This is a genomic window from Desulfovibrio aminophilus DSM 12254 (assembly GCF_000422565.1).
In the GTDB taxonomy this organism is placed as follows: domain Bacteria; phylum Desulfobacterota; class Desulfovibrionia; order Desulfovibrionales; family Desulfovibrionaceae; genus Aminidesulfovibrio; species Aminidesulfovibrio aminophilus.
In genome coordinates this window covers 209612-233969 of record NZ_AUMA01000006.1, presented here as the reverse complement: position 1 = coordinate 233969, position 24358 = coordinate 209612, and the positions used below count along the sequence as shown (strand labels likewise).

At 64.4% G+C, this 24358-nt stretch carries 23 protein-coding genes and 1 tRNA gene; 6 read left to right on the top strand and 18 right to left on the bottom strand.

Annotated features, from left to right (window positions below; genetic code table 11):
* The first annotated feature begins 77 nt into the window (after positions 1 to 77).
* On the top strand, positions 78 to 1352 hold the full coding sequence (locus tag H587_RS0103130) for a CgeB family protein (RefSeq protein ID WP_027175023.1): 1275 nt from the start codon (positions 78 to 80) through the stop codon (positions 1350 to 1352).
* Between the two features lie 23 nt (positions 1353 to 1375).
* On the opposite strand, the gene H587_RS0103125 is transcribed toward H587_RS0103130, so the two are convergent.
* The 12 genes from H587_RS0103125 to xerD form a co-directional block, all read right to left on the bottom strand.
* Positions 1376 to 1981, bottom strand: coding sequence for a hypothetical protein (locus H587_RS0103125; protein WP_027175022.1), 606 nt, complete (start codon positions 1979 to 1981; stop codon positions 1376 to 1378).
* Positions 1982 to 2182: 201 nt separating this feature from the next.
* Positions 2183 to 2665 (bottom strand): hypothetical protein, encoded by a 483-nt coding sequence (locus H587_RS0103120; protein ID WP_027175021.1) that lies wholly within the window; start codon positions 2663 to 2665, stop codon positions 2183 to 2185.
* 47 nt (positions 2666 to 2712) lie between these two features.
* Entirely contained in the window at positions 2713 to 3939 is a 1227-nt protein-coding gene (locus H587_RS0103115; protein ID WP_027175020.1) for a replication-associated recombination protein A, read from the bottom strand.
* Positions 3936 to 4679: an RsmE family RNA methyltransferase gene (locus tag H587_RS0103110; protein ID WP_027175019.1), complete on the bottom strand. Its 744-nt coding sequence runs from the start codon at positions 4677 to 4679 to the stop codon at positions 3936 to 3938. The genes H587_RS0103115 and H587_RS0103110 overlap by 4 nt, the downstream gene beginning before the upstream one ends.
* Positions 4680 to 4689: 10 nt before the next feature.
* Complete coding sequence (lysA, locus tag H587_RS0103105) at positions 4690 to 5928, bottom strand: diaminopimelate decarboxylase (protein ID WP_027175018.1); 1239 nt, start codon at positions 5926 to 5928, stop codon at positions 4690 to 4692.
* 29 nt (positions 5929 to 5957) lie between these two features.
* Entirely contained in the window at positions 5958 to 6401 is a 444-nt protein-coding gene (locus tag H587_RS0103100) for a hypothetical protein (protein ID WP_027175017.1), read from the bottom strand.
* Positions 6398 to 8998 (bottom strand): DNA mismatch repair protein MutS, encoded by a 2601-nt coding sequence (gene mutS, locus H587_RS0103095; protein ID WP_027175016.1) that lies wholly within the window; start codon positions 8996 to 8998, stop codon positions 6398 to 6400. The genes H587_RS0103100 and mutS overlap by 4 nt, the downstream gene beginning before the upstream one ends.
* A 40-nt stretch (positions 8999 to 9038) precedes the next feature.
* Complete coding sequence (locus tag H587_RS0103090; RefSeq protein ID WP_027175015.1) at positions 9039 to 10160, bottom strand: tetratricopeptide repeat protein; 1122 nt, start codon at positions 10158 to 10160, stop codon at positions 9039 to 9041.
* 10 nt (positions 10161 to 10170) lie between these two features.
* Complete coding sequence (locus H587_RS0103085) at positions 10171 to 10521, bottom strand: LapA family protein (protein WP_027175014.1); 351 nt, start codon at positions 10519 to 10521, stop codon at positions 10171 to 10173.
* 13 nt (positions 10522 to 10534) lie between these two features.
* Positions 10535 to 11020: an HIT family protein gene (locus H587_RS0103080; protein ID WP_027175013.1), complete on the bottom strand. Its 486-nt coding sequence runs from the start codon at positions 11018 to 11020 to the stop codon at positions 10535 to 10537.
* A gap of 95 nt (positions 11021 to 11115) precedes the next feature.
* Complete coding sequence (locus H587_RS17050) at positions 11116 to 13851, bottom strand: CBS domain-containing protein (protein WP_051202411.1); 2736 nt, start codon at positions 13849 to 13851, stop codon at positions 11116 to 11118.
* Between the two features lie 10 nt (positions 13852 to 13861).
* Positions 13862 to 14791: a site-specific tyrosine recombinase XerD gene (gene xerD, locus H587_RS0103070; protein ID WP_245560812.1), complete on the bottom strand. Its 930-nt coding sequence runs from the start codon at positions 14789 to 14791 to the stop codon at positions 13862 to 13864.
* Between the two features lie 173 nt (positions 14792 to 14964).
* Between xerD and H587_RS0103065 the strand changes: the two genes are divergently transcribed.
* From H587_RS0103065 to H587_RS0103055, 3 genes are read left to right on the top strand one after another with little or no spacing between them, the layout of a single operon-like run.
* Entirely contained in the window at positions 14965 to 16131 is a 1167-nt protein-coding gene (locus H587_RS0103065; RefSeq protein ID WP_027175011.1) for an LL-diaminopimelate aminotransferase, read from the top strand.
* Positions 16119 to 16631, top strand: a complete 513-nt coding sequence (gene folK, locus H587_RS0103060) for a 2-amino-4-hydroxy-6-hydroxymethyldihydropteridine diphosphokinase (RefSeq protein ID WP_324350541.1) — start codon at positions 16119 to 16121, stop codon at positions 16629 to 16631. The genes H587_RS0103065 and folK overlap by 13 nt, the downstream gene beginning before the upstream one ends.
* A gap of 24 nt (positions 16632 to 16655) precedes the next feature.
* Positions 16656 to 16931, top strand: a complete 276-nt coding sequence (locus tag H587_RS0103055; protein WP_027175009.1) for a transcriptional regulator — start codon at positions 16656 to 16658, stop codon at positions 16929 to 16931.
* A gap of 7 nt (positions 16932 to 16938) precedes the next feature.
* On the opposite strand, the gene H587_RS0103050 is transcribed toward H587_RS0103055, so the two are convergent.
* Positions 16939 to 17481 carry a hypothetical protein gene (locus H587_RS0103050; protein ID WP_027175008.1) on the bottom strand — a complete coding sequence of 181 codons (543 nt, stop codon included), beginning with the start codon at positions 17479 to 17481 and terminating at the stop codon, positions 16939 to 16941.
* Between the two features lie 126 nt (positions 17482 to 17607).
* Between H587_RS0103050 and fsa the strand changes: the two genes are divergently transcribed.
* The gene (gene fsa / locus H587_RS0103045; RefSeq protein ID WP_027175007.1) at positions 17608 to 18282 is read left to right on the top strand and encodes a fructose-6-phosphate aldolase; all 675 of its coding nucleotides are present in this window, start codon (positions 17608 to 17610) and stop codon (positions 18280 to 18282) included.
* A gap of 425 nt (positions 18283 to 18707) precedes the next feature.
* Positions 18708 to 20957 (top strand): tetratricopeptide repeat protein, encoded by a 2250-nt coding sequence (locus H587_RS17045; RefSeq protein ID WP_156904432.1) that lies wholly within the window; start codon positions 18708 to 18710, stop codon positions 20955 to 20957.
* A 426-nt stretch (positions 20958 to 21383) separates the two neighbouring features.
* Here H587_RS17045 and H587_RS0103035 read toward each other — a convergent pair.
* The 5 genes from H587_RS0103035 to rimI form a co-directional block, all read right to left on the bottom strand.
* A tRNA-Leu gene (locus H587_RS0103035) sits at positions 21384 to 21470 on the bottom strand.
* Positions 21471 to 21493: 23 nt separating this feature from the next.
* Positions 21494 to 21856, bottom strand: coding sequence for a preprotein translocase subunit SecG (gene secG, locus H587_RS0103030; protein WP_027175006.1), 363 nt, complete (start codon positions 21854 to 21856; stop codon positions 21494 to 21496).
* Between the two features lie 33 nt (positions 21857 to 21889).
* The gene (tpiA, locus tag H587_RS0103025) at positions 21890 to 22651 is read right to left on the bottom strand and encodes a triose-phosphate isomerase (protein WP_027175005.1); all 762 of its coding nucleotides are present in this window, start codon (positions 22649 to 22651) and stop codon (positions 21890 to 21892) included.
* On the bottom strand, positions 22651 to 23844 hold the full coding sequence (locus H587_RS0103020; RefSeq protein WP_027175004.1) for a phosphoglycerate kinase: 1194 nt from the start codon (positions 23842 to 23844) through the stop codon (positions 22651 to 22653). The genes tpiA and H587_RS0103020 overlap by 1 nt, the downstream gene beginning before the upstream one ends.
* 24 nt (positions 23845 to 23868) lie before the next feature.
* Complete coding sequence (gene rimI / locus H587_RS0103015) at positions 23869 to 24354, bottom strand: ribosomal protein S18-alanine N-acetyltransferase (RefSeq protein WP_084630361.1); 486 nt, start codon at positions 24352 to 24354, stop codon at positions 23869 to 23871.
* Positions 24355 to 24358: the final 4 nt, after the last annotated feature.

The following is a 24358-nucleotide window of genomic DNA, read 5'->3' as shown; positions in this document are numbered from 1 at the left end:
GATCATTATTCTCCGCCTTTGGAGGCGGGGGAGGGACGCGGAAGCGCCGCTCCTGGTCGAACAAGCAAGGACGGGACATGGACAAGCATCTGCGCGTTCTCGTGGTACTCCCCATGTACGGCGGCTCGTTGCCAGTGGGACGCTTCTGCGCCCGGGCCCTGCGTCGTCTCGGCCACACGGTCGAGGTGCTGGAGTCCCCGGATTTCCATTCCGCCTACAAGGCCCTGGAAGGCCTGCGCGTGACCTCGGACCGACTGCAATACCTGGAAAACAGCTTCCTCCAGGTGGTCTCCCAGGCCGTGCTGGCCAAAGTGGAGACCTTCGAGCCGGACCTGGTCCTGGCCCTGGCCCAGGCCCCGCTGAGCATCCAGGCCCTCAAGCGCCTGCGCCGGGACAAGGTGGCCACGGCCATGTGGTTCGTGGAGGACTTCCGCCTGTTCACCTACTGGCAGGCCTTCGCCCCGCACTACGACCTCTTCGCCGTGATCCAGAAGGAGCCTTTTTTCGAGCAGTTGCAGGGTATCGGCCAGCCCAACGCCTTGTACCTGCCCCTGGCCGCGGACCCGGAATTCCACCGGCCCCTGGAGCTGACTCCGGCCGAGCGCAAGGAATACGACGCGGACCTCGCCTTCATGGGCGCAGGCTATCCCAACCGCCGCCTGGCCTTCCGCAAGCTCTTGCGCGAAGGGTTCAAGATTTGGGGCACGGAATGGGAGGGCGACCCGGTGCTCAAACCCTATGTGCAGCGGAACGGGGCGCGCGTCTCCTCCGAGGACTGCGTGAAAATCTTCAACGCCACCGCCGTGAACCTCAACCTTCACTCGAGCATCCAGGCCGAGCATCTCGTCACCTGCGGGGACTTCATCAACCCCAGGACGTTCGAGATCGCGGCCTGCGGGGCCTTCCAACTGGTCGACCTGCGCGGCCTCATGTCCGGGGCCTTCGCCCAGGACGAGTTGGCGACCTTCACCACGATGGCGGAACTTCCTGAAAAAATAGACTATTTCATCAAGAACCCAGAGGAACGCGAGGCCTTCTCCCGACGCGGCCGCGCCCGAGTCCTGGCCGAGCACACCTATGACCGCCGCATGGACGCGCTCCTCGACTTCGCGGCCGAACGCCTTCCCGGCTGGCCCCGGGAGCGGAGCAGGGCGGCGGCCCTGGACGCCGGGCTGCCCGAGCACCTGCGCGCCGAGGTGGCCGCGCTCCTGGAGCGGCTCGGCCTGCCCGCCGACGTGTCCTTCGACGACCTCGTCTGGGCCGTGCGGCAACAACAGGGCGCGCTCTCGGACCTGGACGCGGCGGTGCTCTTCCTGGACGAGTGGCGGAAGCTCTATGTGGAGCGCCGGTAGCAGCCGGGCTCCCGCGCTGGCGGCTAGCTCAGCAGGCGGGAGAGGATCAGGACCACCACGCCGGCGGCCACCGCGACGAGCAGGTCGCGCAGTTCACGGGACTTGCAGAGCTTCTTGCCGGGCGCACCGCCTTTTTCCTGTGAGATGATGCGCTCAATACGGATCTCTTCCGTGTGGGCGCTCAGGGCCTTCTTGAGGAGCCAGTGCCCGGAGTTTTCCTCCACCAGCCGGAACTGGTCGTCGCTGAGCAGGACGAGGCCCCGCTGCGTATACATCACGATGGGCAGCTCGTCCGAGGCGTATTTTCCACGCAACTGCTTCAGGATGTCGAGGCCGCGGGGTTCCCAGGCTTTCAGCACGGCCTCCCTGGTCTTGTCCACCTGCTGGTCGAGCTTTTCCAGTTCGACCTCGGCGGCGAGCCGCCGCTCTTCGTAGTCGGATACGTCCTCGCGCGGATGGTAGAGGTCCAGCAGGACGATGTCCGGCAACCGTTTCATGTCGGAGAGGGTTCCGAGCAACTGGCAGGAATCGTCGACGGGAATGATGTCATAGCGCTGGCCGTGCCGCGCCGTGAATTCGTCGATGAACCGCTTCTGGTCGTCGCAATAGACGACAGTGGTCTTCTTCATGATCCCCCCGATGCGCGCGTTCCCCAGGGTGAGAGTACCCGCTGGAGTATACGCAAACGAGGTCTGGCGCAATGGGAGGAATGGATGGGGATCATTCCGCAGATGAAAAAGGCCGGGGCGAGCCCGGCCTTTTTCATCTGCCTCACGACGGGAACGCTCGGAAAAAAACCGCGCCCCCCGTCGGCTTTCAAGAGCGTCGAACTATTTTACGGTCTTGCTGAAGAGCATGATGCCCACGACCTTCTGGGCCTTGCCCGCGCTCAGGTAGCGCACCAGGAGGTTATTCAGCGGCTCGGGCTTGTCATCATCTGTCTTCTTTTTCTTCACCTTCTTGCCCGCTTCGGTATCGGTCATCAGGGTGCAGATGTAGATGCCCTTGTCGTCCACCATGTAGATGGTCTTGCCGTCGGGATCGATGACCCCGGCCAGGGCGTCGTTGGTCTGAGGGGTGGCGCGCTCGCCATAGAACAGCGCGCCCTCCTGCTTGGTGATGGTCAGCGTGGCCTCCACGCCTCGGTAGAAGTCGGCCGAACGGTCACCGGCCTGCTGGCCGTCCTTCTGGAACGGTTCGGCGCTGGGGGCCGTCTTCCAGACGCCCACAAGGTTGGGGATGCTCCCGGCATGGGCCATACCGGCGCAGACGAGAAGACCCAAGAGCAGGGACATGAAGAACACTTTCCGCATACGAACCTCCGAATCGGCAATGGTTGGGGCGGAATATCCCGCCGAAATCACTCTCCCACCTTGCGGCGACGCTTGAGCCAGGCCAAAAGCCGCGGCTCCTGGCCCTCGTCCTTGGCGAAATAGAACGTCCTGCCCTTGAGTTCGGAGGGCAGGTAGTCCTGCTCCGTCCAGGCTCCAGGGAAGGAGTGCGGATACTTGTATCCTCGGCCGTAGCCCCATTCCTTCTGCATGCTGGTGGAGGCGTTGCGCAGATGCAGGGGCACGGGCTTCATGCCGTTGGTGCGGATCTCCTTCTGGGCGTTGAGATAGCCCGAGTAGGAGGCGTTGCTCTTCGGCGCCAGGGCCAGATACACCGCCGTTTCGGCCAGCGGGATGAAGCCTTCGGGCATACCCACGAACTCCACGGCCTGCTGGCAGGCCACAGCCAGTTGCAGGGCCTGCGGGTCGGCCAGGCCCACGTCCTCGGAGGCCGAGAGCACAAGCCGACGGCAGACGAAACGGGGGTCTTCGCCGGACTCCAGCAGGCAGGCCAGGTAGTAGAGGGCCGCGTCCGGGTCGCTGCCACGGATGGACTTGATCATGGCCGAAGCCAATTCGTAGTGCGAGTCGCCGTCGCGGTCGCCCCGGATGACCACCTCGGGCAGGGACTGTTTCAGGCTTTCCGGGCTGCGGCGCTCCGGCGGCAGGCCCGACGTATATTCCAGGAGGTTGAGCAAAGTTCGGCCGTCGCCGCCGGAGAGCGAGGCGAGGATATCCAGGCTCTCGTCGACGATCTCGGTTTCCAGCACCTCGGCCCCGCGCCGGGCGATGCGCGCCAGCTCCTGCCGGGTCAGCGCTCGGCAGCGCAGTACGTGCAGCCGCGACAGGAGTTGGCGAGTCACGCTGAAAGAGGGGTTCTCCGTGGTGGTGGCCAGGAGCACGATCTCGCCGGTCTCCAGCAGGGGCAGAAAGAAGTCCTGCTGGGCCTTGGAAAAGCGGTGCAGTTCATCCAGAATGAGTATCTCGATGCCCGAGAGCTGCTTGCGCAGGGCGGTCAGTCCGGCCTCGGGCGCGCTCACGCGCAGGTATGGCAGGCCCTTGGCCCGGGCCAGGAGCAAGGCGAGGGTGGACTTGCCGCAGCCGGGAGGGCCGAAGAACAGCAGACTCGGCAGGCGCTTGGCCTCAAGAAAGGCGTTCAACCGTTCGCGCAGATGATCCTGGCCGGCGAAGTCTTCCAGCTTCTTGGGCCGGATGCGGTCGGCCAGGGGTTGTTTCTCGGCGATCTCGATCTTCATGGCTCGTTCCGGCGCCCCAGGTGGGCCAAGCCCATGCAGAGCAGGGCGGCGGTTTCCCAGCGCAGGATGCTGTCGCCCAAGCTGGCTGGCTTGAATCCGGCCTCCAGAAGGCGGGCGGCCTCCTCGGGCTCCAGGCCTCCCTCGGGGCCCAGCACGGCCAGCACACGCCCACGCCCGAGATCCTCGGGCCGGGGGATGAGCGAGGCTTCGGCGTTCTCCCAGAACAGATAGCACCGCTCAAAGGTCCGCGCAAACTCGATGAGCCCCGGAACGCCTCCGGTGAGCACATGCACCTCCGGCAGCCGGGAATTGCCGCACTGCTTGGCCGCCTGGATCATCTTCTCGGTCCAGGTTTCCTTCGGGGCGGCCGGGGGATCGCCCTGGCTGCGGGCGGCCCGCCAGAAGGCCAGCCCCAGGGCCCGTAACTCCACGGCTTTTTCCAACAGCCAGTCCCGGCGGCCGGACTTGTTCCAACCCAGAGCCAGGACCAGCTGGTCCGCGGGTTCCGGCCGTTCGGTCAGGGATTCGGGGGCCAGCACCGCACGGCCGCCCTCCACACGCTCCAGCACGAAGAGGCCGTCCCGGCCGCGACCGTCAAACAGACGCACCCGTTCCCCCGGTGGCGTGCGCAGGACCTTCAGCAGATGACGGGCCTCGGCTCCCTCCAGAAGATATGGCAGTCCGGAGCCCGGCGTGGGCCAGGATTCCGGAGGGAGATGAAAGGAATTGAGTCGGGCCATGCGCCCCGCCTCACTTTTCCAGGGCCACCAGGTCGTCGTAGCTCTCGCGGCGGCGGATCACCCGGGCCGTGGAACCGTCCACCAGGATCTCGGCGGCGCGCGGACGGGAGTTGTAGTTGGAGGACATGGCGAAGCCGTAGGCGCCGGCGGAGTAAACAGCCAGGTATTCGCCCTGTTCCAGACCAGGCAGTTCGCGGTCGCGGGCCAGGAAGTCGCCGGACTCGCAGATGGGGCCGACCACGTCCACCTTGGCTTTCGGCCGGTCGTGGGCCGCGACCTCGCCGATGCGATGATAGGAGTTGTAGAGCGAGGGGCGGATGAGGTCGTTCATGGCCGCGTCCACGATGACGAAGCGCTTGCTCGGGGTCTCCTTGAGGTAGACCACCTGGGTCACGAGGATGCCCGCGTTGCCCACGATGACCCGCCCGGGCTCCAAGATCACCTTCAGATCCATGTCCTTGAGCCTGGAGGTGAGCGCCTCGCCGAACTCGCGCGGGTGCGGCGGCTCTTCCTCGTTGTAGGTGATGCCCAGGCCTCCGCCCAGGTCCAGATGGCGGATGCCCAGACCCATGTCGTCAAGACGGGCCTTGAAGGCCAGGATCTTGTCCAGGGCTTCCAGGAAGGGATTGATGCTCGTGAGCTGCGAGCCGATGTGGCAGTCGATGCCCACGGGTTCGATGGCCGGCAGATCCCGGGCCAGCTGATAGGCCTCCAGGGATTTTTCGATGTCCAGGCCGAACTTGTTCTTCTTCATGCCCGTGGAGATGTAGGGATGGGTCTTGGGGTCCACGTCCGGGTTGATGCGGAAGCTGATCCGGGCCTTCCTGCCCATATCCCCGGCGATGTCGTTGATACGCGCCAGCTCGGCCAGGGACTCCACGTTGAACATGAGGATGTCCGCCTCAAGCGCCGCGCGGATCTCCTCGGCACGTTTGCCCACGCCGGAATAGACGATGCGCCCGGAGGGAATCCCGGCCGTGAGCGCCCGATGCAGCTCGCCCCCGGAGACGATGTCCATGCCCGCTCCCTGTTCGCCCATGAGCCGCAGGACGTTCACGTTGGAGTTGGCCTTGACCGAGTAGCAGGTCAGGTGATCCAGACCGGAGAAGGCCGAATCGAAGGCGTCGAAGTGGCGGCGGATGGTGGCCGCCGAATAGACGTAGAGCGGAGTGCCGTGCGCCGCGGCCAAGTCCGCGACCTGGACCTCCTCGGCGAAGAGTTCTCCGTCGCGCATCTCGAAATGGTGCATATGAACGGCTCCTTGGAGGATGTGGTGTGTTACTTGGGCCAGGAGGAGAAGAGTTCGGAAAACACAGGCCCCAGCTCCGGGAACTGATTCTGGGCCATGACGCGCCAGAGGTAGATTCCGTCGGGATTCAAATCGCAGACCGACACGCGGAGAGCCGAGCCGATGCGGGTCAGGCCCGCCTGCCCGGGGACGTAAGTGTCGGCCCGGGTGGGCTTGAAGGGACAGCCCGGGCACCCCACGTCCTGACCGTCGCCTACTTCCAGGAGCTGCACACTGAGCGAGGAGAGGTTGTCCACCGCGCCCAACACGCGCACCTCGACCACGAGGCAGCCGCCCTTGCGTTCGGCCCGGATGGCCTTGAAGGTGAAACGGTCCTCGGAAAGCACGGGTTCGGGCCACTCCTTCTTGCCGCAGGCGGACAGGAGGGAGAGCGCGAAGAGGCAGAAAAGGAGGACAGCGTGGCGTCGGGTCATCGGCCGTCCTTGAACGTCTGTTTCCATTGATGGAGCAGGGTCAGGGCCTGGATGGGCGTCAGGCCGTCCACGTCCAGGTCGCGCAGGGCCTTGGCCAGCGGCGATTCCTCCCCCGGCCCTGGGACCACTTCCCGGTCCAGGCCGGGCAGGCTGGACTGACGGGAAAGGAGCGTTCCCCGCGTCCGGGCATCTTGCGATTTTTCCTCGAGGTTCGCAAGAATTTCCCGCGCCCTTTCCACCACCGGTCGAGGCACCCCGGCCAGCCGGGCGACCTCGATGCCATAACTCTTGTCCGCCGGGCCGGGCACCAGGCGGCGCAGAAAGACGATCTCGCCCTTCCATTCGCGCACCGCGATGTTCAGGTTGCGCAACCCAGGCAGTTTGCCCTCCAACGAGGTCAACTCGTGATAATGGGTGGCGAAGAGGGTGCGCACGCCGCCCGCCCGCCTGGCCAGATCCTCGGCCACGGCCCAGGCCAGGGCCAGGCCGTCGAACGTGCTCGTACCCCGGCCGATCTCGTCCAGGATGACTAGGCTGCGTCGTGTGGCCTGGCGCAGGATGCGCGCGGTCTCCATCATCTCGACCATGAACGTGCTCTGTCCCTGGGCCAGGTTGTCCGAGGCCCCCACCCGGGAGAAGATGCGGTCGGCCACGCCGATGCGCGCCCGGGCGGCGGGGACGAAGGAGCCGATCTGGGCCATGAGGGTGATCACGGCCGTCTGGCGCAGCACCGTGGACTTGCCCGCCATGTTCGGGCCGGTGATGAGCAGGATGCGCCGGGATTCGTCCAGGCGCACGTCGTTGGGCACGTAGTTGGCCGCGCCCTGGGCCGCCTCGACCACGGGGTGGCGTCCGCCCTCGATCTCGATCTCCAGTCCGTCGTGGATTTCCGGCCGGGTCCAGGCGTTGAGCCGCGCGGCCTCGGCCAGGCCCTGCCAATAGTCCAGCCCGGCCAGAGCTCCGGCCATGAAGACGAAGCGCGTCCGGGCCTGGGCCAGGGTTTCCCGCAGCTCAAGGAATAATTTGTACTCCAATGCCTTGCGTTCTTCGGATGCCGAGAGAAGACGATCTTCCAGTTCCTTGAGGCGGGGCGTCACATAGCGCTCGCAGTTGACCAGGGTCTGGCGACGGATGAAGGACTCCGGCACCGCGCCCTGGTGGGCCTTGGAGACCTCGAAATAATAGCCGAAGACCTTGTTGAAGCCGAGCTTGAGCTTGGGGATGCCCGAGGCCGTGCGTTCCTGCTCGAACAGTTCCCGGACCCGGGCCTCGCCGTGCTCGGTGAGCTGGATGAGGTCGTCCAACTCGGGATTGAAGCCGATCTTGAACAGCCCGCCCTCACTCGACGCCAGGGGCGGGTTGTCCACCAGTGCGACGTCCAGGTGCGCGGCCAGATCGCTCATGTCGTCCCAGGACTGCAGCAATCCGCGTAACTCGGCGGGGGTTTCCCCGGTCTCGGCGGCCAGGGGCTGGCGCACCCGGGGCAGGGCCAGGAGGCTCTGACGCAGGGCCGCGAAGTCCCGGGGCGTGGCCCGGCCGAGCTGGACGCGGGTGGACAGGCGCTCCAGGTCGTGCACCTCGTCCAGGGCCCGGCGCAATTCCGCGCGTGCGGCGTCCCGGCCAAAGAAAAACTCCACGCAATCCAGGCAGCGGCCGATGCCCGTCGGATCACGCCAAGGTTCGCGCAGGCGCCCGGCCAAGAGGCGGGCTCCCAGGGGCGTGACCGTGCGATCCAGAACATGCACCAGGGTGCCGGACCCGGAACGGCCGTCCAGACGGCGGAATATCTCCAGGTTGCGTTCCGTGACCTCGTCCAGGATGAGATGGTGCGAGAGGTCCAGGGGGCGGAAGTCCTCCAGGTGGGAGACGTCCTGCTTCTGGGTCTGGCGCAGGTAGAAAAGCAGCGCTCCACAGGCGCGGGTCAGCTCCGGCTTGCCGGAGAGCCCCAGGGCGTCCAGGTCGGCCACTCCCTGGGCCTCCAGCAGGTTGCGTCGGGCCGCGTCCAGGTCGAAGGCCCCGCGCTCGGGCAGAGGCGTGACCTGGGCCCCCATGTCCGCGAAGGCCGTGGGAACCCGGCGCCCCTGGGGCAGAAGCAACTCGCGCGCGCCGATCTTGACCAGCCATTGCCAGAGTTCCGGTTCGCGGGTGGAGGAAAGGCCGCTCCAGTGTCCGGTGGAGACATCCGCCCAGGCCGCGCCGCCAGCGCCGTGGACCTCGTCCCAATAGAGCGCGGCCAGATAGTTGCTGTCCCGGGCGGGAAGGTTGGCGTCCTCGATGACCGTGCCGGGGGTGAGCACCCGGGTCACCTCGCGGCGCACCAGCCCCTTGGCCTGCTTGGGGTCCTCCACCTGGTCGCAGATGGCCACGCGGTAGCCCTTGTCCAGGAGCTGGGCCAGATAGCCCTCGGCCGCGTGGTGCGGCACCCCGCACATAGGCACCTTGGCCTCGGCGTTGGGGTTGCGCGAGGTCAGAGTGATGGACAGTTCACGGGAGGCCACTTCGGCGTCGTCGAAGAACAGCTCGTAGAAGTCGCCCATACGGTAGAAAAGCAGGGCGTCCGGATACTCCTCCTTGATGCGGAGGTACTGTTCGAACATGGGGGTGAGCCGGGGCGCGGTCACGGCGAGCCTGGGCTCCTTATTGGCTGAAGTCGTAGCGGAAGGCGATGGAGTGCCAGCTGCGGCAACGCGGGCAGAGATAGAACACGGCGTCGCGCTTGAGTCCGCAGCTGCGGCAGACGAAGCGGCGCAGCCGCCGCGCCTTGTCCATGAAGAACTCCAGCTGTTCCTTGAAAAAAGGTGTGAAGCTCTGCTCGTCCTTGGTCAGTCGGAAGACTTCCAGGCGGGCCAGCCAGAAGTCCGGCCGCAGCACGAGCGTCTTCTCCAGCCAGGAGCGGGCCTCCAGACGCTGTCCGCATTGCAGCAGCAAACGCGCTCCGTAGAAGTAGAGAAGCACGTCCGGTTCCTGCTCGGCCAGGGTCGGGACCACGGCTTGGAGCAGGTCACTGTTGGACATGGGCGCGGCCTCGCCCCCGTCACGACGGGCTCCGGCGGCTGATTCGATCAAGCCCTCCAGAAAGACGAAGCGCATGGCCGGGTCCGCCTTGGCCAGGGCGTCCCGCAAGGAGGTCTTGAGCTGGGAGGCCGAACCATCGCGGTAGGCCATGGCGAGATGCTCGGCCCAGGCTTCCACCGAAGCGGGGTAGACCTTCACCGCCTTGCGCAGGAAGCTGCCCGCTTGGGGCGCATCCCCGCTTTCGGTCAATTCCTGGGCCCGGCGCACAAGGTAGTGGGCCTGGGGCAGGGGACGGCCCAGGCGGCCGTAGAGATCGGCGGCGCGTTCGAACTCGCCTCCGTCGGCGGCCAGCAGGGCCTGTTCCAGAAGAATGGCCGGACGGTCCCCCATGAGGTTTCGGGCCTGATCGAAGGCATGCGCCGCGCGGTCCAGGAATCCGCCGCGCCGGAAGTCCCGGCCCAGTTCGAACCAGGCCCGGGCCCGGAACTTCGAATCCAGGCCTTGACGCACGATGAGGTTGTTGCGGATCTGGATGGCCCGCTCAATCTCCCCTTGGGAACGGTAGAGGCTGCCCAGGGCGAGGTATATCTCCACCGCCTCCGGGTTGTTGCGCACCACCTGGGAGAGTTCGTCGATAGCCGCGCGGGTGTCCTGCACCGGCAGGGTTTCGCCCTCGCCCGGGCCAGGCGTGAACTCGAACCGCGTGGAATTTTTCCCGCGGCGCAGAAAGTCGAGCAAGGACAAGCCGACGCCCCTAGGCCTCCGGCTCGTCGGCCGGGGTCTGATAGGGTTGGTTCTCCAGAGGCAGATTGCGCAATTGGTTCAGCTCCCGCTCCAGATTGGAGGCCTTGGTGCGCAGTTCCTTGACCTGGCCCGCCAGACGAAAACGCTCGGAGAGGAAATAGCCGATGCAGACCAGTCCGCCGACCAGGAAGGAGGCCAGAACGATGAGGTAGAAGGGCAGCGGAATGGAACGCAGATCGAAGAGCAGGGGCACGGAGAGGACGAGCACGAAGCTCTGGGTCACGGTGTCCTTGTTCTGGACGAAGAAGAGCATGGACGCGGCGAAGAAGAGCACGAGCAGCAGAACCTTCACGTAGCGCATGGGTTTCTCCTTGTCAGTCCGCCGCGTCGAACAGCGGTTTGAGGCGGCGGTAGGTGGAGAGCAGGTGCTCGGGAATGACGTTGGTTTCGCCGAACACGGCCATGAAGGAGGCGTCCCCGTTCCAGCGGGGCACGATCTGAAAATGGAGATGAGCGGCGATGCCCGCCCCGGCGGCCTCGCCGAGGTTGAACCCGGCGTTGATGCCGTGGGGCCGGAAGGCGGTCTTCAGCACGGCCACGGAGCGGCGCATGGCCGCCATGCATTCCTGGGCCTCCTCTTCGGTCAAGTCCGTGAGGCAGGACACGTGGCGGTAGGGCGTGACCATGAGGTGGCCGTTGTTGTAAGGGAATTTGTTCATGATCACGAAACAGGTCCGGCCGCGCCAGAGCACGAGACGGCGTTCGTCCTCGTCCGGGTGGTCCGGGATGCAAAACACGCATTCGTCGGGCTTGGGGCCCAGGATATAATCAAGGCGCCAGGGCGCCCAGAGCACTTCCATTCACGCCGTCCGTTCGGTTGATGCGGAGCCGGTGCGGCTCCGGGGCGGGCCTCCCGCCCGTTCGGTTCATCGGAAGGGGCTCAAACCACTGATGCTTATCCTACACGCCCGGAGGAGGGAGGGCAAGCGTCCGCAGGCAGTCCCGCTTCCCCGGAATCCTCTTCAATGCCCCATTCCCGCTTCAGGCTCCGAACCAGTTGCAGTTGCTCCTTGCGCCCCTCGGCGCGGCCGTCGATCTTGGCCTGACGCACGGCGCGCAGAATACGGGCGTAGACCGGCCCCTCGGGAATGCGCAGCCGCTTCAGGTCGCGCCCCGTGACCTCGATGGCCTGGGCCGCCGGATTGGTCAGGAATTGCGAAATATGCTTGCGGATTTCCTCGCGCCGACTGCGGGCCATGAGAAACAGCACTCCCTCCAGGGGCAAGGTGGTCAGACAGAAGTAGAGTTCGGACAGGGGCGAGGATTCCTCCTTCCAGGCCATGAGACGCCCGAGAACCGCGCCGATGGACTCGCGCAGGGCCAGAAACTCGCGTTCGTCCCGCTGTGACAGCCCCAAGCGGCGGCAGATGTCCACGGCCTGGTCTCCGTCCACCCCTTGGGCCACCCCCAGCAGATAGAGTTTCCAGGGCACGGCCGAGGGTTTCTGGTAGAGGAGCTTGTACCAATTGTGGACCTTGGCGATCTCCATGACCAGCCGGGCCTTGGTGGGGTCCAAGGCCAGTTGTGGATGAATGGCTTCCAGCAGCCCCAGTTCCTGCATCCGCGAGAGGCAGTTCAAGGGCGCGTCCTCGTCCAGGATGAGTTGCAGCTCGTGGAAAACCCGGTTGCCGGACAGCCTGCTGAACAGGTTGAGCTGGAGGGCGTTCTTGATCAGACGTAAGGTCTGGGAGCCGATGCGGAAACCGAAGCGTTGCTCGAAGCGCACGGCCCGCAGGATGCGCGTGGGATCCTCCACGAAACTCAGGGAGTGGATGACCCGGATGGTCTTCTCCTTGATGTCGCGCTGCGCCCCGAAGAAGTCCACCAACCGGCCGAAGTGCTGCGGGTTGAGATGCACGGCCAGGGCGTTGATGGTGAAATCGCGGCGGTAGAGGTCCATCTTGATGGAGGACAGCTCTACCGTGGGCAGGGCCGCAGGATACTCGTAATACTCCAGGCGCGCGGTAGCCACGTCGATGCGCCTTCCACCCGGCAGGATGACCACCGCGGTCTTGAATTTCTTATGGGTCTTGGCCCGGCCGCCCATGCGCTGGACCAGTTCCCGGGCGAAGCGGATGCCGTCGCCCTCGACCACCAGGTCGATGTCCAGGTTCACCCGGGCCAGCAGGATGTCGCGCACGAACCCGCCCACGGTGAAGACCTCACAGCCCATGTCTTGCCCCAGTTCGCCGGCCTTCTTCAACAGTTCGAACACGGCGGCTGGCAAGCGGTTGAACATGAGTGTGCGGATGTTGCGCTCACGCCTGCGGTCCGGCGAAAGCGACTCCGGGATGCGCGACGGCTCCTCCACCAGCAGATTCACCAGATCCGTGCGGGTGATGACCCCCCTCAATTCAGCGTCCTCGGCCACCACGGGCACCAGACGCTGGCGCTTGCCGAGGATGATCTCCATGACCTCCTGGAGATCCGAACGCGGCGGCACGCTCAGGAAATCCCGCAGCATGTATTCCCTGACCTGCACGTCGCCCAGCTTGTGGGTCATGGCCTTGTCCGCGATCTTGTGCTCCAGCAGCCCCACGCAGCGCATGCCGCCGTCCTCCACCACGGGCACGCCCTTGAGCCCGAAGCGGGTCATCAGCTCCACCGCGTCCTTCATGGGGCGGCTCTGCCCGATGACCACCGGCGGTTTGGACATCAGGTTCTCCACCACCATCTGCGGATTCACGTGGGAGTAGAGCCGGGCGAAGAGTTCGTCCTTGACCTCGGCCAAGGTCTTGTTCTTGATGGTCGCCGAGGCGGCGTAGGAGTGCCCCCCGCCGCCGAAGAAGCCGCAAACCTCGCCCACGTCCACCTCGGCGTGGCGCGAGCGGGCCACCAGATGAATACGGTCGCCCATGCGGCCCAGGGCGAAAAGCACCCGGATGTTCTCCATATCCATGAATTTATGGGCCAGGAAGGCGAAATCCCCGACGAAGTCCTCGGTGCTGGCCTCGGCCATGACCACGTTCACGCCGTTGATCTCCTGGGTCGTGGCGGTCTCCAGCAGTTCGCCCAGAATCTTGACCTGTTCCGAGTCCAGGTCGCGGGAGAGCAGGTCGGTGATGACTCCCAGGTCCATACCGTTGCGCCGTAGCCAGCCCGCGGCCTCGAAGTCCTCGGCCGTGGTCGAGTCGAAGGCGAAGGAGCCCGTGTCCTCGAAGAGCCCCAAACCCATGACCGTGGCCTCCTCGGGCAGGGGCACGATGCCGCGTTCGCGCATCTCGGCCACCAGGATGGCCGTGGTCGAGCCCCAGGGCTTGACCATGCTCAGCGTGGCGGCCACGTCCTCGTCGGAGTCCGGGTGATGATCGAAGGCGTGGATTTCCACGGTCGGATTGTCCAGGAGCGGCCCAACATGAGCGAGACGTGACTTCTGACGGGTGTCCACGACCACCAGAAGCCGCACGGTGTCCTGATCGATCTCCTTAAAATTCCTGAAGTTGAAGAGATAGGTTGTGCTTTGGATATAGAAGTTGCGCAGGTTCTTCTCCTGGCTCCCGGGAAAGATAAGCACCGCGCCGGGGTAGAGCCTGCTGGCAGCGATCATGGCCGCCAAGGCGTCGAAGTCGGCGTTGGCGTGGGCGGTGATGACCGTCGGCGCCGCTATCTTGGATTCCGGGCCCTGGGGCATGCGCAACCTCTCACGCGCCGGAGCGCGGATGGAATTTCCTGTGGATGGAAAGCAGGCGTTCGGCCTGCACGTGGGTGTATATCTCGGTGGCGGCAATGTCGGCGTGGCCCAGCAGCGCCTGGACGATGCGCAAATCAGCGCCGCCCTCCAGCAGATGCGTTGCGAAGGAGTGGCGAAAGGTGTGCGGTGAGATCTCGCGCCGGATACCCACGGTCAGGGCGTACTTCTTGATGAGCTTCCAGATGCCCTGACGGCTGAGTTTGCGGCCGGAACGGTTCAGGAAGACTTGGGGATCGGCGGGCCGGAACGCGGGACGGGTGCGCTCCAGGTATTCCGTCAGCAGGGCCTGGGCCCGCTCATGCACCGGCACCACCCGCTCCTTGGAGCCCTTCCCGAAGACCCGCAAGATGCCGGTCTGGGGGTCGAAGTCCGCGGTGGACAGTTCCACCAGTTCCGAAACGCGCAGCCCAGAGGCGTACAAAAGCTCCAACATGACCCGATCGCGGAAGCCGAGGGGAGTGGAGGCGTCCGGGGCGGAAAGCAGGCTATCCATTTCCTCGCGCGAGAGGACGTTGGGCAGGCCTTTCGGCAGCTTGGGATTTTCCAGCAGTTCGGCGGGGTCGTCCGCGCGCAGACCGCGATCCAGACAGAAGGCGAAAAAGCCGCGCAGGGAGGAGAGGTGCCGCGCCAGGGAACGACTGGCCAACCCACGCCCGCGCAGACGAGTCAGGTGCAGAAAGATATCCCGGGAGTCCGCCGACTCGGGACCGTGCCCCTTTTCCCGGAGAAATTCGATCAGGGCGGCGAGATCGGCGGCGTATCCCGTGAGACTGTTCTCGGAAAGGCCGCGCTCGATGAGCAGGAACTCCAGGTAGCGGTCCACCCACGGATGTTGCGGAGGCGTCTGGCGTTCTCCGGCGCTCATGGAATCATCACACATGCTCATGTCCCGTTGGAAAAGGGGCGGTGGTCCGGCGTGCCGGTCACGGCGGACATTATCAGGATACACGGTTGTCCGATGGGTCACAAGTGAACCGGCCGGCGATTGACAGGGACGCCGTGCGCATTTAAGGAGGAACTCTCCAATCGATTCCGCCCAGCAAGGAGTTTCCAATGCGCACGTTTCCGCTGGCCAAGCGGCTTCAGGCCCTTCCTCCCTATCTCTTCGCGGCCATCGACAAGGCCAAGGAGGAGGTCCGCGCCCAGGGCAAGGACATCATCAGCCTGGGCATCGGCGACCCCGACATGCCGACCCCGGAGTTCATCGTGGAGGCGCTCTGCGCCGCCGCCCGCAAGCCCGAGCATCATCAGTACCCGTCCTACATCGGCATGCTGGCCTTCCGCCAGGCCGTGGCCGACTGGTACAAGACCCGCTTCGGCGTGGACCTGGACCCGGCCACCGAAGTCATGACCCTCATCGGCTCCAAGGAAGGCATCGCCCACTTCCCCCTGGCCTTCATCGATCCTGGCGATCTGGCGCTCATCGCCACCCCGAACTACCCGGTCTATCCCGTGACCACCGCCTTCGTGGGCGGCGAGGTCAAGTATCTGCCCCTGACCGACGAGAACGACTTCCTGCCGGACCTGGATTCCGTGTCCGAGGAAGAGTGGAAGCGGGCCAAGCTCATCTACGTCAACTACCCGAACAACCCCACGGCCGCCTCCGCGCCCCGCAGCTTCTACGAGAAACTGGTGGCCATCGCCCGCGAATACAACGTGATCGTGGTCCATGACGCGGCCTACACGGAAATCTACTTCGATCCGTCGGACAAGCCGCTGTCGATCCTGGAAATCCCTGGAGCCAAGGACGTGGCCATTGAATTCCACTCCCTGTCCAAGACCTACAACATGACCGGCTGGCGCATCGGCATGGCCGTGGGCAACCCGAGCCTCGTGGCGGGCTTGGGCAAGGTCAAGGAGAACGTGGATTCCGGCCTGTTCCAGGCCATCCAGGAGGCGGGCATCGCCGCTCTGCAAAACGGGGAACCTTACGCCGCCAAATTCCGGGAAGTCTACAAGGAACGCCGGGACGTGATGCTCAAATGCCTTGCCGACATCGGCATCTCATGCCGCGTCCCCAAGGCCTCGCTCTACATCTGGGCCAAGGTGCCGCAGGGGCAGACCTCCCAGGACTTCGTCACCAAGGTGTTGCGTCAGACCGGCGTGGTCCTGACCCCGGGCAACGGCTTCGGTACGCCCGGAGAAGGGTACTTCCGCATCTCGCTGACCGTGAACACCGACAGACTCAAGGAGGCTGCGTCACGGATATCCAGCTTGTAACCACCTACCTGGGGCTCGGCTCGAACCTCGGCAAACCCGAGGAAAACCTGAACGAGGCCCTGGCGAGGCTGGAAAACTACGGCGCCGACATCCAACTCAAAAAACAGTCGGCTATCTACTGGACCGAACCCCAGGGCCTCAAGGATCAGCCCTGGTTCGCCAACCAGGTGGTGGAGCTGGCCGTGGATCCGGAGATTTGGGCTCCGGAAGGGCTGCTGTCCACACTCCTGGCCATCGAGGCCCAGATGGGCCGGGACCGCTCCGCGGAGACTCCCGGCGGCCCCCGGGTCATCGACCTGGACCTGCTGCTGTTCGGCGACCTGACGGCGGACACGGGCTTCCTGACCGTGCCGCACCCGCGTCTGCTCACGCGGGCCTTCATGCTCGTCCCGTTGCGCGAGATCGCCCCGGACCTCGTCCTGCCCGGCGGAGTGGCCGTGAAAACGGCCCTGGGCGCCCTGAACCACCGCCTGGACGGCGACCGTATCTGGCAAGACTAGGCCGCGTGCGGCAAAGGAGTCCCCATGCTCATCAAGTTCCTCATCTTCGCCGTGGCCGCGTTCGTGGTCTGGAAGCTCTTCACCGGCGACCGCAAGCAGAAGCAGGTCCGCGACAAGAAACAGGAAGAGAATCTGGCCGCCTCCGGCGAGATGGTCAAGGATCCCGTATGCGGCGCCTACGTCCGCAAAGACGGAGACATCCGTGTGCGCCAGGGCGAGGCCGTGCACGTCTTCTGCTCCTATGAATGCCGGGACAAATTCATCAAGAGCCTGGAAGCAGGGCAGGAAAAGGCCGAATAGCGACCTGTCACGGGCGGGTGAGCAATTCCACGACCTCGGCCAGCAGATCGCGGGTCTGATTGAACAAGCGGCTGAACCGCCCATAAAGGACCGCGCCTTCGGACACGCCGAGGGCGTCGGCCAGGACGGTATTGGTCTCGCAGCTCAAGAAATATTGCGGCTCCGAGGTAAACGACAGGCCCGCTTGGCGCAGAATCCCGCCAAAGGGACGCTCGGCCTCGATGAACGCGGCGCGCAGTTCCGGCGCGAACCGCTCCAGATGAATGCGTAATCCCGCCAGGGCAACCGGCCGAGCGGCGTTCTCCAATCCCAGCACCACCACCCGATCCAGCGCCTTGTCCGGCGTGAGGATGTCATCGCCCAAAAGCCGCACTGTGACATCGTCACCGTAGTGCTCGGCAAGGGTGGCGGTCATGCTCCGATCATGGACGAGGAGGGCGGCCCACGGCGGGGGAACGGCCCGGGATTCGATCCGGAGAAACGCGGGAAACGACTGGCCGCGTTCGGCATGCAGCCGAAGCAGGGCGCGCATGGAATCGAGAAACTCCATTCGGCTCACCTCGATGTTCCTTTCTCCTATGGAACACCCGAGAAAAAATCACCAGCCCCCCGCGGTGGTCTGGAAATATGCTTCTCACTTCTTTTCTTCCTTCCGCTTTTCCGCTAGTTATGAACCATGAAGTTCTTCATCGATACCGCCAAGCTGGACGAAATCAGGCAGGCCAAGGCCTACGGCCTCATCGACGGAGTGACCACCAACCCGAGCCTCATGGCCAAGGAGAAGGGCGACTGGAAAGCCGTGGCCCGGGCCATTTGCGGCGAGGTGAACGGCCCGGTGAGCCTGGAAGTCATCGGAACCGGCGCCGAGGAGATGGTCCGTGAGGCCCGAGAACTGATCAAACTCGGCCCCAACGTGGTCATCAAGGTGCCGATCACCGAGCCGGGACTGGCTGCGGTGCGGCAGCTCACAGACATGGGAATCGAAACCAATGTGACCCTCGTCTTTTCACCGCTCCAGGCGTTGCTGGCCGCCAAGGCGGGCGCGACCTACGTAAGTCCCTTCGTGGGGCGGCTGGACGCCATCGGACACGACGGTTTGGCCCTGGTGGAGCAGATTCTGACCATCTTCGGCAACTACGGCATGTCCACGCAGGTTCTGGTGGCCAGCATCCGCCATCCGCAGCACGTGCTTCAGGCCGCGCTCATGGGAGCGGACGTGGCCACGATCCCGTTTCCGGTGATCCGCGAACTGCTCAAGCATCCCTTGACGGATTCCGGCCTGCAAACTTTCCTGAACGACTGGAGCAAAAGCCACGGCGCGACCAAACAAAAGAGTCGTCGAGCAAAATAAAAATCATCATATAATTCATTGCAATAGGGGATTTCTTTAATCCCCTTTTTCTCGCACGACAAATTGTCCCGGAATGTAAATTATGTAAACTTTCAAAAATAAGCGGGTGGAAACACGGGGGGCCCCCTCCGCCTTGCTTGCAACCCGTCTGGCCTCCTGGTAAGGAAGCCCTGCTTCCGCGTCATCCATGGGAGTTTTCCCGGAGAACAGTCTTGGCGAAGCAACATCAGCCCCCGGTCTTTCCCGGAACCCAACCCGCGACCTTCAACCGTACCCTCCAGACAACCATTATGATGAAGAAACCGTTCCGTGTGCTTCTGCTCGTTTTCCTGGCCGTTTTCGCTTTGACGCTTCAGCCGCTCCTGGCGGAGCCGCACCAAAACGCCACAGACGCCGATTCGACCGCCCCGTCGAAAAAGACCGAAATGAAAAAGTCCGGCGCCAAGTCCGCCACCAAGCCGTCATCGGCCAAAAGTTCCGGCAAGGACGAAGCCAAGACGAAGAAGTCCTCTGCCAAAAAGCCCAAGACCGAAACGAAGAAGGACCAGCAGACCGCCACGACGGAGCCCGACAAGGCCCCGGCCGGCGACGACGCCGAAAAGCAGCCCGAATCCCCCGCGGCAAATGAGAAGCAGGCTCCGGGAAAAACAGCCAAGACGGCCAAAGCCGACCCTCCTTCCCCACCGAAGTCCAGCGAAAGCGGCTACGACAAGTTTCTTGAAAAATACGGGGCCTGGGATCGCCTGAGCAAGGAATACAGCAGCTCTGACGACCCGGACCTGATCCTCAAGCGGGCCGTCATGGCCCTGCAGACCGGCGCTCCCCAGCAGGCGCTGGAGATTCTCGAATCCTCCCCCTCCTTCGACGACCAGTCCAAGGAAGTAAAGCGCCTCTGGCTGGGCGGCCAGGCCGCCCGCGCCGCGGGCGATCCCTCCAAGGCCGTGTTCTGGTTCAGCCAGGCGGGCCAGTTGCTCGACGCCAAGGAACGCAATGCCCGCTTCCAGAACGAACCGGACCTGGATACACTCTGGACCGACGTCTGGCGTCGATTCTTCTGGATCTACTCGGCGAACTTCGGCGCCACCCGCGAAGGCCAGGAAGCAGTCCTGCGCACCACCCTCGAACAAGCTCAGCGGGTCTGGAAAAACAATCCCTTTTGGGACGCCGCCGCCAAGGCCCTGGAGCACGAGTCGGCCGTAGGCGACAAGCCCATGGCGGGCGACGTGGTGGAGATCGGCGAGAGCGACCGGCTTCAGGTAGCCAAGGCCCTGGCCGCCGCCTGCCTGGAATACAAGGACGATGCCAAGACCGACGCTGAAGCCATCACCGCCCAGGCGCCGCGTGAATTCTGGGCGGCCGTCACCGCCTTCATCGCTTCCGAGGAAGACCCCAGTGAGCTGGCCTCCCTCCACTCCTCCTATCCCAAGGCCTCGATCTTCTGGGGCAGCAACACCATGTCCACCTCTTCCTCGGGGCGCACGGACTGGCTCCTGTCTGAGGAAAGCAACTCCGAATGGCAGGATATCCGCAAGAAGAACCGTTCCCTGAAAGACGCGGCCAAACGCTATGTGGACCGTGAACCAGGAAAGGAACTGGAGGCCCTGCCCGTCTTCGGCCAGTATCGTTTCGCCCTGGCCGTCGCCTCGGGCAAAACCGAACAGGCGCAGGCCCTGTGGACCGGTTTGGAAAAGCGTGATCTGCCCTTGAGTCTGAAGGTCTGCGGCATGCTTCTCTTCGACGAGCCCCTGGAGAACCTGCTCACTGAAGATCCCAACGCGGCCGCGCGGCAGTACTTCCTGCTCCCCGCGCTGGCCTCGGCCGGAGGCGGAACCAGCCTCCCCTCCCACCTGGCCCCGTTCTGGATTCGCCTGGAAGGCCGCCAGCTGACCAACGCCGCAAGCCGCACCTGGCCCCTGGACCGGCTCCTGGTTCTGTCCTCCTGGACCTCCCGCCTGGAAAACGAGCCCTCGGCCGATTTGGCCAAGCGCATCGCCTTCCTCTTCCCCGAGACCTCCACCGGGGCCCAGGCCACGCTCCGCCTCGCCGAGGAGGCCCTCAAGGACCAGCAGTACCAGCTAGCCGGATTCTACCTGAACAACGTGGAGACCATCCGCCTGCCCAAGGAACTCCGCGCGCGGCAACTCGAACTCAAGGGTGACCTGGCCTTCGGACTGAGCAACTTCGACGAGGCCCTGGACTCATACAGCCGCTTGCTCAAAACCGGCGTGAAGCTCTCGGACACGAGCCTGATCCGGGTGGCCTTCATCCTCCAGCAGAAGGGACAGCTCGATGTGGCCCAGGGCCAGTTGGAGAAACTCTGGGAGCGCCATGAGAACATGCCGCCCGCCATGCAGGCCGAGGTGCTCTACTATCTCGGCGAGGGCGCGCACGCCATGGGCAACATCGACAAGGCCCTGGACTACTACCTCCGCCTGGCATGGCAGTATCCGCAGGAGAACATCTGGGCCCTGACGGCCATGTTCCGTGCCGCGCTCATCTACGACAACATGGGCCAGTACGACACGGCCAAGAATCTGCTCGTCACGGTCATCCGCAACGCGGAAACCGAGCAGCAGCGCGAAGCCGCCAAGAACCGCCTGGCCGAAATCGAGGCCAAGATGGGCAAGGTCGAGGAACGGCCCAAGTCCGGCGGAACCATGGTCTACCCCTTCTAACGCCTTCGATCTGCACCGACATGAACCACGGGCGTCCGCGAGGACGCCCTTTTTCATTATCCGACGTCACGCGGCAGGCCCTCCTCACTGACAGGCGGGAAGGAGCATCCTGGCCACGCCGCTGCATCAGCGTCCCTTTCCGCGCCCGGCCAAGCAACCGGTCGCCAAGCACCCCGAGCCTGCGGCGACGCAGCGTCATCCTCATGCGGTCCGGAGCTGAACGACTCCCGACGACCGACGACACGGCTGCCGCCAGCAAGCCATTTGAGTCCTCACGACTCCAAAAGCGTCGTGGCCGCCTTCCTGTACTAAAGGCTCTGACTCAACGACGTTCAGGAGTTTTTCCGTTCCACTCCAACGGCCATGCGCGTCTGCACGAGGCAAAGAAAAAGGGCCCTGGTTGTCGCCAGGACCCTTTGATCTCTGTGGTGCCGAGGGGGGGACTCGAACCCCCACGGGATTTCTCCCACTACCCCCTCAAGATAGCGTGTCTACCAGTTCCACCACCTCGGCATCGGGGGATTTTCAACAAAGGCTTATTGCTTCGGAGCCTCCGGCTGCTGCGCGGCCTTGGGATCCTCGAAGGTCACACCCTCGGGCTTCTTCTCCTGGGCCGGAGCCGGAGCGGTCACCGCGCCGGAAGAATCCAGCATGATGGACTCCACATGCGACACCCGCTTGTTGATGAGCAGGTTGTAGCCCAGGGAGGTCAGCAAAAACACGGCGGCCAGCACCGAGGTCACCTTGACCAGCAGGCCGCCCGCGCCGGTGCTCCCGAACACGGAACCGCTGCCGCCGCCGAAGATGACGCCCATGCCTTCCTGACCCGACTGCAACAGCACGGCCACGATCAGGAACACGCAGGCCAACACGTGAATGACGACAACCAGAGTCTCCAAGTCAAATCCTCACTTTTCTCACGCTTGTCGGCTTCACGCTCCGGCCAGCACGATGCGGGCAAAACTTTCAGCCGCCAAGCTCGCGCCTCCTACCAGCACACCGTCCACATTGTCAAGCGCGATGATCTCGGCGCAGTTTTCCGGCTTCACGCTTCCGCCGTACAATATCTTAATATTATTGCCGATATTTTTAAAAGTGTCAAGCAAAATCCGACGCACACAGGCGTGGGCATCCAAGATTTCCTTGGGGCCTGCCACCTCGCCGGTTCCAATGGCCCAAACCGGTTCATAGGCCACGGCCAGTCTTGTCGGATCGATCTCCCGGGGCACTCCCGTCAAGCCGCTCCGCAACTGGCGTTCCAATACAGCTTCAACATCGCCAGACCGGCGCTCCTCGATCTTCTCGCCCACGCAAAGCACCACGTTCAGCCCCGAGGCCAGGGCGAAGGCCGTCTTGCGGCCCACCAGATCATCGGACTCGCCGAGGACATGACGACGCTCCGAATGTCCGGTGAGCGCGAAGGACGCGCCTGCGTCCTGGAGCATGCCCGGCGCGATCTCGCCGGTGAACGCCCCCTCCTTCTCGGGCCAAAAGTCCTGACCGCCGGTCCAGAACCCCCTCTCGTCCTTGAATTTCTTGGACACGGCGCGCAAGGCCGTGAAGGGAGGAAACACGAGAACCTCGCGCCCGGCGGGCAGCCTGCCCTCCAGGAGCTTGACCAGAGCCTTGGCCGTGTCCTTGGCTTCCTCGTAGGTCTTGTACATCTTCCAGTTGGCGGCCATGAGCTTGTTCATCAGGAGCACTCCTTGAGGGCGGACAGACCGGGCAGTTCCTTGCCTTCCAGGAACTCCATGAAGGAACCGCCGCCGGTGGAGATGAAGCTGAATTTCTCGGCTGCCCCGGCGGCATGAACCATGGCGTCGGTGTCGCCGCCCCCCACGATGGTCACGGCTCCGGCATTGGCGGCCATGGCCCGGCAGATGCCCAGGGAACCGGCGGCGAAGGCCGGGTTCTCGAACAGGCCCATGGGGCCGTTCCAGACCACGGTGCGGGCCGAGGCGATGACCTTGGAGAAGGCTTCCACGCTGCGCGGCCCGATATCCAGGGCCATGGCGCCCTCCGGGATGGCCGCCACTTCGGCCGTGCCCGTGGCGGCGGCGTCCTTGGGCGAAGCGCCCAGGACCACGTCCAGCGGCAGGTGCAGCCGGGTGCCCTTGCCTGCGGCCTCGGCCAGGACGGCCTTGGCCTCCTCAACGAGATCCAACTCGGCCAGGGACGCGCCGATGCCGTGGCCCTGGGCCAGGAAGAAGGTATTGGCCATGGCTCCGCCGATGATCAGATCGTCCACCTTGCCCAAAAGATTTTTCAGAATGCCCAGTTTGGTGGATACCTTGGCTCCGCCGGAGATGGCAACGAACGGCCGTTCCGGGGCCGCCAGACGTTCGCCCAGGAACTGCCATTCCTTTTTCATCAGGAACCCGGCACAACACAAGGCCGCAGCCCGGGGCGCGTCCACGACCGAGGCGTTGGGCCGATGCACCACGCCGAACCCCTCGCCCACGTAGACGTCGGCCAGTCCCGCCAGACGCTTGCCGAAATCCCCCCGGGCCTCGGGAGTCTTCCCGGTCTCCTCGGCATGGAAACGCAGGTTCTCCAACATGAGCACCTGGCCGGGAGCCAGCTCACGGGCCATTTTCTCGACCTCGGGCCCCACGCAGTCCGGGGCCAGCCGCACCTCGCGGCCGAGGAGCTTGGCCAAGTGCGCGGCCACAGGAGCCAAACTGAGCTTGGGGTCCACGCCCTTGGGCTTGCCCAGGTGGGCGCAGAGGATCAGGGCCCCGCCCTGGTCCAGGACGTAGCGCAACGTCGGCAGGCTCTGCCGGATGCGGTTGTCGTCGGTGATGACACCGTTTTCGATGGGCACGTTGAAGTCCACCCGGACCAACGCTTTTCTGTCCTTCAGGTCGGTCTGGTCGATATAACGCATGGCTGTTCTCCTTGGCCGGTCGGTTCAGGGGATGTCACAACGAAACAGCAAGGCGTCTTCAAGGGTGTCGGGATAGTACCGCTTGCGCACCCCGATCTGTTTAAATCCGAATTTGCGGTAGAGGTCAATGGCCGGAAGGTTGGACTCCTTGACGTCCAGAAAACCTTGCCGGGCCCCCGCCCGGCGGCTGTGCCCCAAGGCCGCGTCCAGAAGGGTCGCCCCCAGTCCCTGTCGGCGGAACTCCGGATGCACGGCCAAATTCATGACTTCCATCTCGTCCTGGATCACCGAGTAGGCGATATAGCCGACTATTCTTCCACTGCGACGCACACCCAAAATATGAAACGCGCCGCGCTCAAGCCCCAGGCGGAATTGCTCCTCGGTCCAATGGTAGGCGAAACACAAAGCCTCCAACTCCATGACCGCGCGGATGTCCGCCGGTCCCAAAACCTCGGCCCCAGTCTCGGGAGTCCCTCCAGCGTGGGCTGGAAATCGCCCCAACTCCGTCATACAC